The sequence below is a fragment of the Thermostichus sp. OS-CIW-29 genome (assembly GCF_054058195.1).
In genome coordinates, this window is record NZ_JBSSAB010000058.1 from 1 (window position 1) to 11,966 (window position 11,966).

The window sequence follows — 11,966 nt, forward strand, 5'->3', positions numbered from 1 at the left end:
TCGGGCCTGTTTTGTTCTCTGGTAGAGCAGAGCAGGCTCAGGGCTACTGAAAGCCCGCTCCGTACCGCTTAGCGGTCGGAGCCGGGTAGTTTACAAGACAGAGCAAGGGGGCGATTGAGTCCCTTTGGTCACACTCAAGGCTCATATCCATGCTGGCTTACAAGCTGAGGCAGTTTTGAGGGACGCTCTGTAGCTGCTGTCAACCTGCCGTGAACCTAGGACCGCTGAGATAAACGATGATAAAAACAGCAGCTGCTGTTAACCCTCCGGAGTTCGAAGCCTAGGGATCCCCTCCATGACTTCCCAGATTCAGCCCTGCACACGCGAACAGATCTTGAATGGAATGGGCATCACCACCCTGTTTTCGGCTCTCATTGTGGGTCTCTGGATCTGGCTGGGATCCTCCTTTCCCGTGCCGTTTCGCTGGGATCCCCTGGCCTTGGCGTGGGGAACGGGGCTGGGGCTAGGGGTGGCTCTGCTCAGCGGCGGGGTTTACCGGTTCTGGCCGGCTTATCGTCGGGCAGCCACTGCCTACTTACACTGGGTGGCGGATCCCTTGCAGTGGGGAGATATCCTTTGGGTGGGCCTGCTGCCGGGCTGGAGCGAGGAATGGCTGTTTCGCGGTGTGCTGCTGTCAGCTCTGGTGGCCAGCCCCTTAGGGTGGACAGGCGGGATCCTGCTGAGCGGCCTCTTGTTTGGCGCCTTGCATTGGTTGGGATGGCAGGGCTGGCCCTATGCCGTCTGGGCCAGCGGGGTTGGTATCCTCATGGGGATTGGCTTGTGGCTGTCGGGAAACCTGTTGGTCACCATTGTCGCCCACACCCTTGTCAACTGGATTGGGGTTTGTGCCTGGAAATGCTTTTTCTCTCAAGCGGAGCCCTGAAGGCCCTCTCCCCGTGTGGGAAAGAAGTTGAGGGTGGTCGGTAAGCAGCGCAGAACCTCAGGGAAGTCCCCCAAATTGAGGTGACCGTAACTTATGGTCGCTTCAGGTTAGGGTGAGATACCTAGGCTATTGAGAAAAGCCTTTGGTCGCATGTATTATTGCTCCGCAATGCTGACACGACGACGCGACCAACGTTTTGGGTGTGAGCGCATTGTCCTGGTTTGAATTGAAATGACCGTATTTGTCGATGCCTTCTCGTCAATGCCAATCCGAGACCTCTTGCAATTTCCAGTTTTGGGATCCTTCTCGTGGCTGCGCGTGGGGCGATCTTTGCTGCTCGTCGGGCTGGTGGTGTACGGCTACCTGCTCTGGCTGGGCTGGTTTCAATCGGAGCGAATGATCTTTTTGCCTCGTCCCGCCAGCTATCGAGATGGGGACGCCATTCTCAAGCTCACGACCTCTGATGGGCTGCAGATTTCAGCGGTATATCTGCCCAATCCGGCTGCTGCTTATACCCTCCTCTATAGCCATGGCAACGCTGAAGACTTGGGGGATATCCTGCCCCGCTTGGTGCACCTGCAGCAGGCTGGGTTTGCCGTCTTGGCCTACGACTACCGCGGTTACGGCACCAGCGAAGGGATCCCTTCCGAGGCCGGCGCTTACAAAGATATCGAGGCCGCTTACACTTACCTAGTTGCCCAAGGGATCCTGCCGGAGCAGATTTTGGTTTATGGGCGCTCGGTGGGGGGTGGGCCATCGGTTTATTTGGCAGCCCAAAAGCCGGTGGGGGGCGTGATCCTGGAATCCACCTTCGTCACAGCCTTTCGCGTCTTAACCCGCATCCCGCTGCTGCCCTTCGATCGCTTCGATAACCTCAGCCGCATTGCCAAGATCGATTGCCCGCTGCTAATTTTGCACGGTACCCAGGATCGTCTAATCCCCTTCTGGCATGCTGAAGCCCTTTACCAAGCAGCACGGGATCCCAAACGCTTGGTGCCTATCGAAGGGGCCGGTCACAACAATTTGCTGGAAGTGGCCGGAGAGCGCTATGTCACCATCCTGCACCAATTCGTAGCCGAGCTGGTGGATCCCAAGCTGCAGGCAGGCTGAGCAGCAACTGCCAATGTTCCCTTCCTTGCGTAACTGGGAGGTCGCGAGCGGGAATAGGAATGGTGGCGTTAACTGGCCTTTAAGCTTTTTGAGCCAGCAATTCTTGCAACAGATTCTGCGCCGTCTCCATAAAGCGCATCACATTGGGATGATGGCTCCAGATGGGGTCATTTTCAGGAAAAACCTCCAGCGAGAACATACCCTGCACTGCCTGGAGGTAGGGCAGCAGGACGGCATAGCTGGCCTGGCTGAGACCAGACCTCAGAACCTTATCCAAGAGCTTGAGCATCTGCCGTACCAGCTCCCAGCTCACTTTCAAAGGGGGGTAGAGCATCACACAGAGGGGAAACAGCTCCTGCTGGATAGCCGCCATGCTGCCTTCTAGGGCACAGAGGCCCAAGTACACCTGAAACATCTCCACATCGCGGATGCTGGAAATCCGCACGTTCAGATCTGTCAAGGGACCGCTTTCGCAGTGATAGTCCGGAAAACGTTGGGCTACCTCGGCACAAATGGACTCTGCCACGCTGGTAACCAGGGGCAAGAGCTCTTGAATAGCAGCCAAAGGCGCAGAAAAGTGATCGCCTGCCTGGGCGGCAGCGGCCTCGTACATCCTCTGCAAAGGCATGTACAGGTGGTCATCCATGACCTTCAGGTAGGGGTGGAAGAGACCCCGCTCCTGGGGCAGCAGAGCCTGCAGGACCATTTGCCCCGTGTAGTGAAATTGCATGCTTAAAAAGCCAAGTACCCGCGGATCCGGCTTGCTGTAGCGAGCCCGCAGCTGGCCACAAGATGGCGCGATCTTTACCGAAAAGCGGGCTGGTGAGAGGCCCTCCCCACAACTTGCTGCTGCCTTTTCAAATAACTCCTGGGAATCCTCTGCAATTTGCCAGGGATCAATCAAGTCCGGATCCAGCCGCTGCCTCGGTATTTCAGCAGCCAAGAGCCGCTCCGTCTTCGCCCAGGCCTGGGAGCTGGCAAAGCGCAAAGATCCCTTCACCTTGTCAGCTAGAGGGGCGCCTGGCAGCTCGCCCAAGGCAGCCTGTGCCCGTAGCTTGTCTACATATTTTTGCGCCCACAGGGTGGCTAAGCTGCAAGGTGTAACGGTTTCTGCGTCTTGCCTCAATTCTTCCATGGCCTACCTTACGTCAGAGGATCTAGTTTTACCTAGCATACTTCTAGGGGGCTACCGCTGCAGCAAAGAACTTAAGGAACGTTAAGATCCGCGCAGCAATTGTTTACGTTCTGCCTGGGCGCAAGGCGTCAGGGAAGAGGAGGAGCACTCCCTCCCGCCAGCAAGAATCTTAAAATCACCTGCAATCCGCTCGGAAAAGTGGAGTTATGTGGCAAGATCGGGAGGGATCGGGTCGAAGGATCCGGATCCCTGTCTCACCGGATTGAACCCTTTTACGGAGGATCAAGAGCGTATGTCTCTCCGACTTGGCGATACTGCTCCCAATTTCACGCAAAAGTCTACCCACGGCGAAATCGATTTCTACTCTTGGGCCGGGGATAGCTGGGTGGTGTTGTTCTCTCACCCCGCCGACTACACGCCGGTCTGCACCACAGAGCTGGGCACCGTTGCCAAGCTGATGCCCGAATTTGAAAAGCGGGGTGTGAAGGTGATCGCCCTCAGTGTGGACGATGTGGACTCCCACGTCGGCTGGGTAAAAGACATCGAGGAAACCCAGAACGCCACTTTGACCTATCCCATTTTGGCAGATGCAGACCGCAAGGTCTCTCAGCTCTACGGCATGTTGGATCAAACCAACCTCAATCAAGAAGGGCTGCCCCTGACGGTGCGCTCGGTGTTCGTTATTGATCCCAATAAGAAGATCCGCCTCATTCTCACCTACCCAGCCAGCACGGGCCGCAACTTCGACGAGCTCCTACGGGTGATCGATGCCCTACAGCTGACGGATAAGTACAATGTCGTCACCCCTGCCGACTGGAAAGACGGTGACGATGTCATCATTCCGCCTTCGCTGAAAGATCCGGAAGTGCTGAAAGAGAAGTTCCCAAAAGGCTACAAGGAAATTAAGCCCTATTTGCGGGTCGCCCCTCAGCCCAACAAGTAGAAGTCTCAGCAATCGAACCTACTTTCGGCTGATCCCTTCTCTGCCGAAGCTGCGCTCCCCTCGATTTGGATCCCCGACCAGGGGATCCTTTTTTATTTCAAGCCAGATTGAGACACTTTCCCTTTGGGAGAGAGGAGTTAGGGATCCCTCATTTTGCAGTTGGGGAAAGTTTATTCTTCAAAGTTTATTCTTCGGGGAAAGAAGCCGCCTCTGTTGCTTTTTTGGCCAGCTCATCTACCATGAAGTAGCGATGAAACTTATCGGTCACCCGCAACCAGGGGGAACGGCTGCCTTCTTTGCGATAGCGGGTAACGAAGCCTTTTTCTACCAGCTCTGCCACGTGCTGATAAGCACCTTGGCCGCGCAACTCCACCAACTCCGCCTGCGAGAGCGGGCCACGCAGAATGATTGTAGCCAGGGTACGGGTAGCACCCACCCCAATTTCAGGGGGTAAAAGCTGGTTGGCCAGCTCCAAAAACGGCTCCCGCAACTGCAGGGCAAACCCTTCCCCCACCTGTAGGACTTCCAGGGCAGAATCGCGATGGGCATAGTCTTCCATTAATTCCAGCAGCGCATCGTAGGCTTCGTCGCGACTGCAATGGGCCAACTGGGCCAGGGCGGATAGCTCCAGGGGCTGGCCTTTTAAGTAGAGGATCGCTTCGATCTGATTTTTCAGGGCCAAGACACGCTCCCTCTGACCTTGCCTTTCCGCCAACAAGGGATGCGAAGTCGACTTAAGAGAACGCGGGGCCATTGCAACAAGGGATCCGCTCAACTTGCTCCGTAGCATAGCAGCAGTTCTAGGCTGAGGGATCCCTTGGCCAAGCGGGCCGGATCCATCCTCGCCTTCGAGCTAGAACCCTACCCCTGATGCCACCACCATCACCACCACCGCTGCAAAGATAATCAAAGCGTAAAACTGGGCCTTGCCGCTCTCCAGGTATTTCATCGCCTCGCCGCTCACCATGGTCACCAAGCCCGTCAGGTTGACCACACCATCCACAATGCGGCTGTCCACCTCCAGCGCCTCCCGTGCCACGAAGCGGGTGCCCTGCACAAAGACTCGCTCATAGAGGTCGTCAATGTACCACTTGTTGAGGGAGAAGTAGTAGAGCGGCTGCAGGCTTTGGGGGAAGGTGCCCGGGTCGATGCGCTTTTGCCAGTAGATCAAGCTGGCCAAAGTGATGCCGATCAGCCCAATGCCCACGGAACTACCCGCCATGATCAGAAACTCTGCCCAATCGAAATGGCCCGCCAGCACCTCCTGCCACTCTGCTGCCACCAGCGGTAAAATCGAGCCTGCCTCTGCCACAGACTCAGTCGGTGGGTGGATGAAAGCTTCAAAGAAGTTGGCAAAAGGGGTACCCACCAGGCCAATCAGCACAGAAGGGACGGCCAGAGCCAACAGCGGGAAGGTCATCGACCAAGGGGACTCATGGGGCTCTGAGGCATGGGCATCTCCGTCGTGCAGGTTTTCGTGGGCTTCAGGATGGCTGCTGGGCTGGGGTTTTTCTTGAATGTTCATGGCTCCAGGGCCAAAGGCCGGCTGTTTCCCCGCGAAAACATAGGCAAAAGCCGGCACAGGACGACCCGCGCTGACAGCCACCTCCTGCCGCAGTCTCAGGTTGGTGCCGCGAAACTCCCCTTCAAAGGTGAGGAAATAGATGCGGAACATGTAGAAGGCAGTGATCCCGGCGGTGAGGAAGCCCACCCCCCACAAAGCTGGGTTCCGTTCGAAAACAGCGCCCAAGATCCCGTCTTTAGACCAAAAGCCGGCGAAGGGCGGGATCCCACAAATGGCCAACGTGCCGATCAAAAACGTGATGGCCGTAACCGGCATGTATTTGCGCAACCCCCCCATCAGGCGCATGTCTTGGGCCAAAACCGGGTCATGGCCGACCACCGCTTCCATGCCGTGGATAACTGAGCCAGAGCACAAAAAGAGCATCGCCTTAAAGTAGGCGTGGGTCATCAGGTGAAACAGGCCCGCCCCATAGGCGCCGCACCCCATGGCCATGACCATGTAGCCCAGCTGGGAAATGGTGGAGTAGGCCAAGCCTTTTTTGATGTCGTTTTGGGTGATGGCAATGGTGGCCCCCAAGAAGGCTGTGCCCGCCCCCGTCCAGGCGATGATGTCCATGGCCACCGGGATCCCTTCCAGCACCGGGAACATGCGGGCCAAGAGGAATACCCCAGCCGCCACCATCGTGGCTGCGTGGATGAGAGCGGAAATGGGCGTGGGGCCCTCCATGGCATCCGGCAACCACACATGCAGGGGGAACTGAGCGGACTTGGCCACCGGCCCCAAGAACACCAACACCGCAAACAGGGCAATTAAGCTGCTGCTCACCGCTCCGGCAGCCAACATCTCCTGCAGATTGCGCCCGATCTCGTTGAACGCGAAGGTGCCGGAAATCCAGTAAAAGCCCAAAATGCCCAACAGCAGGCCGAAATCTCCCACCCGGTTGACCACAAACGCCTTTTGTGCTGCTTCTGCCGCTGCCTGCCGGTCGTGCCAAAAGCCGATGAGCAGGTAGGAGCACATCCCCACCAGCTCCCAGAAGATATAGATCTGCACCAGGTTGGGGCTGACCACCAAGCCCAGCATCGAGGAGCTAAATAAGCTCAGGTAGGCGTAGAAACGCACATAGCCGGGATCGTGGGCCATGTAGCCATCGGAGTAGATCTGCACCAGAAAGGCCACCGTGGTCACCACCACCAGCATCATGGCGCTCAGGTGATCCACGACAAAGCCCATGTCCACCGAGAAGGATCCCGCCTGGGCCCAGGTGATGGTTCTGAGGACGGTTTCGTGCCCTTGCACCTGGCTGACCAAAAGGGCAAAGGCATGAACCATCGCCGTCCCGGTCGCGAACACGCTCAAAAAGGCAGCCAAAGAGCGGTTGGCCCTTGTCCAGGCGTTGAACATCAGGATGCCTAAGCCGAGGAGAAAGGCCGCCACCAAAGGATAGACGGGGATCAACCAGGCGTATGTGTAGATGAATTCCATGGGAAATGCTTCCGAATGCGTCCTCTCACAGCAACGAACCTGCTCTGCTAGCCCTGCAATTGGCCGGTGGGAGTGTCTGGTGGGCTGGCATTTGCTCAACTGCTTCTGCCATTGTAAACTTTTGCGACAGAGTGCGGATCCGGATCCCGAGCATCAAGTCCATCACAGCAGAGGCTTTTCCCAGAGATCAATCGGGATCCCCGCAGTTGAATCTGTAGATATCCTAAAGAATCGGCTCTGAGCCGAAGCCGACGGTCGCAGGCCAAAAGATGACAGGGATCCCTTGCGAGCGCTACAACGAAGGCTAGATCTACTGGCGGTCTGGAGAAACTACCCATGAGCTTGAACCTGGTGACCCTGGTGGGGCGAGCCGGCATGGATCCGGAGGTGCGCTACTTTGAGTCGGGCAGGGTGGTGTGTACCTTCAGCCTGGCGGTGAACCGATTCCGCAAAGGAGAAGACAAGCCCGATTGGTTCAGCCTAGAGTTGTGGGGCCGCACTGCCGAGGTGGCGGGAGAGTATGTGCGCAAAGGCAGTCTTATCGGAGTAACGGGCAGCCTGAAGTTTGATCGCTGGAAAGACAAATCCACCGGAGAAGAGCGCCAGAGGCCCATCATCGCTGTGGATCGGCTGGAATTGCTGGGATCCCGTCAAGACCGCGACTCCAACCTGCCCCCCGAAGAGCCGTTTTGACTTGTCTGGCCGGAGCCGGGCAACCTCAAGGTTTGGCTCTGCCCAAGCATCGCCTACAGGCCTGCACCACTGCTGTCAAATCCTGGCTGCACCAGGGATAGTCCAACGGGGGTCGCCGGATCACCCACAGAGGGATCCCCAGGGTTTTGGCCACTGCCTGTTTGATCCCCAGCCCACCTGCTTCCCCAGAAGCTTTGCTGATCACCACCTGAGGGCTGAACCGCTGCCAAAGCTGCAGTTCTTGCTCAAAGCTGAGGGGCAAGCGCATCCCGATCACCCGCTCGGCAGGGATCCCGGCTTGCACCGCTTGGGGAACCGATTCCGGCAGCACCCGTGCCCACAGTTGGCAGCGATCTTGCCAAGGTACAAACAGGGGCAGGGCCTTCACTCCCACCGTCAGCAGCACCCGCCGCCCCGCCAGCACCGCCTCTGTGAGCACCCCCTGCCAGTCCGGCACCACCTGGACCCAGGGATCCAGCTCCAGAGGAGGGCGTTCGTAGCGCAGGTAGGGGATCCTCAGTTGAGCCGTCACCTGGATGGCCAGTTGCGAGATTTGCTGGGCAAAAGGATGAGAGGCATCCACCACTACGCGGATCCGGCACTCTTGCAGGAATTGTTCCAGAGATGGCGGCGAAAATCGGGTGACCACCACCTGACCGGGCAAATCCTGATACAGTCTTCTGGCCCCTTCGGTGGTGACGGTTGCCACCCAAGGGATCCCTTGGCGGCTGAGGGCGTCGGCCAAGCTGCGGCTCTCGCTAGTGCCCCCGATCAAAGCCACTTCAACTGGACTACCAACTGAGCTCATGGTGTGTTGCCAAACTTTGACGCCCGTAGATACGATCAAGATCACCGGCTGGAGGCAATTGCTCATGATCGAGATGCATGTGGCTGGGATTGCGGTCGATGCCGTCAACCAAAACCCCATTGTCATCCTGCGCGATGGCAGTGAGCGTCGTGCCCTGCCCATTTGGGTGGGAAAAGCAGAGGCCAACGCCATTTTGCAGGCGCTGGACGACCAAAAGCCACTGCGCCCCATGACCCATGATCTCATCCTCAACTCCTGGAAGACGTGGGGGATCAAGCTGGAGCGAGTCATCATTCACGCGTTGCTGGATAACACCTTCTACGCGGTGCTCGTCACCGTGAATGGTGACAAAAAACAAGAGATCGACTGCCGCCCCAGCGACGCCATTGCCCTCGCTCTGCGGGCCCATGTTCCCATCTGGACGGTGGAAGAGGTCATTGCGGAAGCCTCGATCCCCATGAACCAGGATGCCGACGAGGCGGAGCGGGAGGCCTTTCGCAAGTTTGTAGAAAATGTAACCCCCAGAGACTTTATCCGCAGCTACCCCATGACCGACCATCCCACCGAAGCCGACAGTTAAGCAATTCAGGCGGAGCCCGGCAGACAGGCCATGCCCCAGGTTGCCAGGTTAACGGTCTATCCCATCAAGTCCCTGGATGGGATCCCTCTGTCTGAGGTGAGGCTGACGGCGGGGGGAACTTTGGAAGGGGATCGCCGCTACGCCCTCTTGGATGCGGAGGGAAAGCGGGTGAACGGCAAGCGCCATGCTGCGGTCCACCGCCTGCGGGCCCGGTTTGATCCCCAGTTGGGCCAGGTGCAGTTGTGGGGGGAGGGCAAGGCGGCTCAGTTTGACCTGCAGCAGCAGCGGGATGCTTTGCAGACTTGGCTCAGCGATTGGTTCGGTTTTCCGGTGCAACTGCTGGAGGAGCCTCTCAGGGGGTTTCCGGATGATCCCTATGCCAACGGCCCCACCCTGATCAGCATAGCCACTCTCGAGACAGTGGCCAATTGGTTCCCCGGCCTCACCCCCGAAGAGATGCGGCAACGCTTTCGCATGAATATCGAGCTGTCGGAATGTCTGCCCTTTTGGGAGGATCGGCTCTTTGCCCAGGCAGATCAAGGGGTGCGCTTTCGCATTGGGGAAGTGGAGCTGCTGGGCCTCAACCCCTGCGCCCGCTGTGTGGTGCCCACCCGGGATCCCCTGAGCGGAGAGGCCTATCCCGGTTTTCAAAAGCACTTCGTAGCGCAACGGCAGAAAACCTTGCCACCCTGGGCCGAAGCCAGCCGCTTTGACCATTTCTATCGCCTTGGGATCAATACGTGGATCCCGAGAACGGAGACGGGCAAGCACCTGAGGGTTGGGGATCCCGTCGAAATCCTCGGGGTTGAACCCCTCAGCCTCTACCCTGAGCTGAGTCGAATCCCAGGTTAGTTTCCGACCTACAATCAAGCTAGAGCAGCTCTTTTGGCTTGACCAAGCTATGCAAACCCTGGATCGGCCCAACGCCCCCACCCAGCAGCCCTACCCAGAACCGGTCTATCCCCGTCGCCCCACCCGTACGGTGGCCGTAGCCGATGTGTTGATCGGCAGCCAGCACCCGGTGGTGGTACAGTCCATGATTAACGAGGACACCCTCGACGTCGACGCGGCAGTGGCCGGGATCCGCCGTCTGCACGAGGCGGGCTCAGAGATTGTGCGGGTTACCGTTCCCAGCATGGCCCATGCCAAGGCGATGGAGGCAATTCGGGAGAAGCTGATCCAAACCTACAAGCCGGTGCCTTTGGTAGCCGATGTCCATCACAACGGCATCAAGATCGCCCTGGAGGTGGCCAAATACGTGGACAAGGTGCGCATCAATCCAGGGTTGTTCGTCTTTGAAAAACCTCAGCCCGGTCGCACAGAATATACCCAGGCGGAATTTGAGGCCATTCGTAACAAAATCCGGGAAACCTTCACCCCCCTTGTCCAGACCCTCAAAGCCCAGAACAAAGCCCTGCGCATCGGGGTAAATCATGGATCCCTGGCAGAGCGGATGCTCTTCACCTACGGGGATACGCCTGAGGGCATGGTGGAGTCGGCCCTGGAATTTGCCCAAATCTGCGCCGAGCAAGACTTTCACAATGTGGTGCTTTCCTTCAAGGCCTCCCGCCCGCAGGTCATGTTGGCGGCCTACCGGCTGGCAGCCCGTCGCTTCGATGCCCTGGGCCTGAATTACCCCTTCCACTTAGGTGTCACCGAGGCGGGCGATGGAGAATATGGGCGCATCAAGTCGGCGGTGGGGATCGGAACCCTCTTGGCTGAAGGGATCGGCGACACGATTCGGGTTTCTCTTACGGAAGCGCCGGAAAAGGAGATCCCGGTGGCCTACGGCATTTTGCAAGCTCTGAACCTGCGCAAAACCATGGTGGAGTATGTGGCCTGCCCTTCCTGTGGCCGCACCCTGTTCAATTTGGAGGAAGTGCTGCAGAAGGTGCGTGCTGCAACTCAGCATCTGGTGGGGTTGGACATTGCCGTGATGGGCTGCATTGTCAATGGGCCGGGAGAGATGGCCGACGCCGACTACGGCTATGTGGGTAAGACGCCGGGGGTGATCTCCCTCTACCGCGGCAAAGAAGAAGTGAAAAGGGTGCCGGAATCGGAAGGCGTGCAGGCGCTGATCGATTTGATCAAAGCCGATGGGCGCTGGGTGGATCCCCCTTCTTCCCATTAACTCTGCTTCCCCCTCAAGAGGCGACCTGCCCAGCCATCCTGCCGCGCTCTTGCTTCGCTCAGAAACTGGCTAGTGGCGTTTGCCACGCAGGGCTTTGGCGCGGTTGTTCACCTGCCTTACAAACAGAGGCAGCAGGTGCGCCTGGATATATTCAAACGCTGCTTGTAGACCTTCTTTTTCGTAAACCAGGCCGATTTCCGCCTCAACCTGCGTGGGATCCCTGAAGGCCGACAAAAATTGATTGGAGGTCAGCCAAGTGAAGAGTTCTGCGCGATTCAAGTCACAACTGGGCGGGGAAGGCACTTGCCAGTCTTGAGGTGGCCCAAGCAGCCACTGCCGGGCAAACAAGCTCAACACCGCATCCCCCAGCCAAGCCTTGTCGCGACGGGATCCCTCGTCCAACTGGGCCACCTGCTGTCTGATGGTCTGGCCGGTTGGGGAGAGATGGGATCCTGTCGGCATGGAAGTGGCAAGTGCGCAAGGACTGGCAGCAGACAAGCCCGGCGGCAAAGCGCCCCTGCCTCATTTTAAGATAGGGTCTGGCCCGTTGCAGATGGAGTGTGGCATTGTGAGGATCCTTGGAGCATGACTCTAGTCAATAATAAGCTCAACTATACTGAAAATAATGTATAATATGTTCAGTACGGATTACTACCAGTTGATCTTTCTGTTT

12 protein-coding genes are annotated in these 11,966 nt (G+C 57.8%); 7 read left to right on the top strand and 5 right to left on the bottom strand.

The genetic code is table 11. The features are described 5' to 3' along the window. Positions 1-295 precede the first annotated feature (295 nt). Positions 296-883, top strand: a complete 588-nt coding sequence (locus tag ACVWZJ_RS13785; protein WP_457396419.1) for a CPBP family intramembrane glutamic endopeptidase — start codon at positions 296-298, stop codon at positions 881-883. 231 nt (positions 884-1,114) lie between these two features. Further along, positions 1,115-1,993: an alpha/beta hydrolase gene (locus ACVWZJ_RS13790; protein ID WP_457396421.1), complete on the top strand. Its 879-nt coding sequence runs from the start codon at positions 1,115-1,117 to the stop codon at positions 1,991-1,993. A 79-nt stretch (positions 1,994-2,072) separates the two neighbouring features. Here ACVWZJ_RS13790 and ACVWZJ_RS13795 read toward each other — a convergent pair whose 3' ends face one another. Next, the gene (locus ACVWZJ_RS13795) at positions 2,073-3,128 is read right to left on the bottom strand and encodes a hypothetical protein (RefSeq protein ID WP_457396424.1); all 1,056 of its coding nucleotides are present in this window, start codon (positions 3,126-3,128) and stop codon (positions 2,073-2,075) included. A gap of 292 nt (positions 3,129-3,420) precedes the next feature. Here ACVWZJ_RS13795 and ACVWZJ_RS13800 point away from each other — a divergent pair, with 292 nt between their 5' ends. Next, positions 3,421-4,071: a peroxiredoxin gene (locus ACVWZJ_RS13800; protein WP_011431785.1), complete on the top strand. Its 651-nt coding sequence runs from the start codon at positions 3,421-3,423 to the stop codon at positions 4,069-4,071. A 184-nt stretch (positions 4,072-4,255) separates the two neighbouring features. Here the strand turns inward: ACVWZJ_RS13800 and scpB are convergent, their stop codons facing one another. Beyond that, positions 4,256-4,753 carry an SMC-Scp complex subunit ScpB gene (gene scpB / locus ACVWZJ_RS13805; protein WP_457396426.1) on the bottom strand — a complete coding sequence of 166 codons (498 nt, stop codon included), beginning with the start codon at positions 4,751-4,753 and terminating at the stop codon, positions 4,256-4,258. Positions 4,754-4,924: 171 nt separating this feature from the next. Further along, positions 4,925-7,081: an NAD(P)H-quinone oxidoreductase subunit 5 gene (locus ACVWZJ_RS13810; protein WP_457396428.1), complete on the bottom strand. Its 2,157-nt coding sequence runs from the start codon at positions 7,079-7,081 to the stop codon at positions 4,925-4,927. Between the two features lie 336 nt (positions 7,082-7,417). On the opposite strand from ACVWZJ_RS13810, the gene ACVWZJ_RS13815 reads away from it, so the two are divergent. Then, positions 7,418-7,774, top strand: a complete 357-nt coding sequence (locus ACVWZJ_RS13815; RefSeq protein WP_414328679.1) for a single-stranded DNA-binding protein — start codon at positions 7,418-7,420, stop codon at positions 7,772-7,774. A 25-nt stretch (positions 7,775-7,799) separates the two neighbouring features. On the opposite strand, the gene ACVWZJ_RS13820 is transcribed toward ACVWZJ_RS13815, so the two are convergent. Further along, the gene (locus ACVWZJ_RS13820; RefSeq protein ID WP_457396430.1) at positions 7,800-8,648 is read right to left on the bottom strand and encodes a cobalt-precorrin-6A reductase; all 849 of its coding nucleotides are present in this window, start codon (positions 8,646-8,648) and stop codon (positions 7,800-7,802) included. Between ACVWZJ_RS13820 and ACVWZJ_RS13825 the strand changes: the two genes are divergently transcribed. Genes ACVWZJ_RS13825 through ispG form a run of 3 tightly spaced genes read left to right on the top strand, consistent with a single transcriptional unit; the run spans position 8,647 to position 11,293 of the window. Further along, a complete protein-coding gene (locus tag ACVWZJ_RS13825) occupies positions 8,647-9,162 on the top strand; it encodes a bifunctional nuclease family protein (protein WP_011431791.1) in 516 nt (171 codons plus the stop codon). The two genes, ACVWZJ_RS13820 and ACVWZJ_RS13825, sit on opposite strands and share 2 nt — an antisense overlap. 30 nt (positions 9,163-9,192) lie before the next feature. After that, positions 9,193-10,014, top strand: a complete 822-nt coding sequence (locus ACVWZJ_RS13830) for an MOSC domain-containing protein (RefSeq protein WP_457396432.1) — start codon at positions 9,193-9,195, stop codon at positions 10,012-10,014. Positions 10,015-10,063: 49 nt separating this feature from the next. Continuing rightward, complete coding sequence (gene ispG, locus ACVWZJ_RS13835; protein WP_011431793.1) at positions 10,064-11,293, top strand: (E)-4-hydroxy-3-methylbut-2-enyl-diphosphate synthase; 1,230 nt, start codon at positions 10,064-10,066, stop codon at positions 11,291-11,293. Positions 11,294-11,362: 69 nt separating this feature from the next. Here ispG and ACVWZJ_RS13840 read toward each other — a convergent pair whose 3' ends face one another. Next, positions 11,363-11,791, bottom strand: a complete 429-nt coding sequence (locus tag ACVWZJ_RS13840) for a hypothetical protein (protein WP_457396434.1) — start codon at positions 11,789-11,791, stop codon at positions 11,363-11,365. Positions 11,792-11,966 lie beyond the last annotated feature (175 nt).

What these genes read in the sequence shown, in the direction of transcription:
- ACVWZJ_RS13785 (WP_457396419.1), top strand. Translation starts at nt 296, where the DNA reads ATGACTTCCCAGATTCAGCCCTGCACACGCGAACAGATCTTGAATGGA.
- ACVWZJ_RS13790 (WP_457396421.1), top strand. Translation starts at nt 1,115, where the DNA reads ATGACCGTATTTGTCGATGCCTTCTCGTCAATGCCAATCCGAGACCTC.
- ACVWZJ_RS13795 (WP_457396424.1), bottom strand. Translation starts at nt 3,128, where the DNA reads ATGGAAGAATTGAGGCAAGACGCAGAAACCGTTACACCTTGCAGCTTA.
- ACVWZJ_RS13800 (WP_011431785.1), top strand. Translation starts at nt 3,421, where the DNA reads ATGTCTCTCCGACTTGGCGATACTGCTCCCAATTTCACGCAAAAGTCT.
- ACVWZJ_RS13810 (WP_457396428.1), bottom strand. Translation starts at nt 7,081, where the DNA reads ATGGAATTCATCTACACATACGCCTGGTTGATCCCCGTCTATCCTTTG.
- ACVWZJ_RS13815 (WP_414328679.1), top strand. Translation starts at nt 7,418, where the DNA reads ATGAGCTTGAACCTGGTGACCCTGGTGGGGCGAGCCGGCATGGATCCG.
- ACVWZJ_RS13825 (WP_011431791.1), top strand. Translation starts at nt 8,647, where the DNA reads ATGATCGAGATGCATGTGGCTGGGATTGCGGTCGATGCCGTCAACCAA.
- ACVWZJ_RS13820 (WP_457396430.1), bottom strand. Translation starts at nt 8,648, where the DNA reads ATGAGCAATTGCCTCCAGCCGGTGATCTTGATCGTATCTACGGGCGTC.
- ACVWZJ_RS13830 (WP_457396432.1), top strand. Translation starts at nt 9,193, where the DNA reads ATGCCCCAGGTTGCCAGGTTAACGGTCTATCCCATCAAGTCCCTGGAT.
- ispG (WP_011431793.1), top strand. Translation starts at nt 10,064, where the DNA reads ATGCAAACCCTGGATCGGCCCAACGCCCCCACCCAGCAGCCCTACCCA.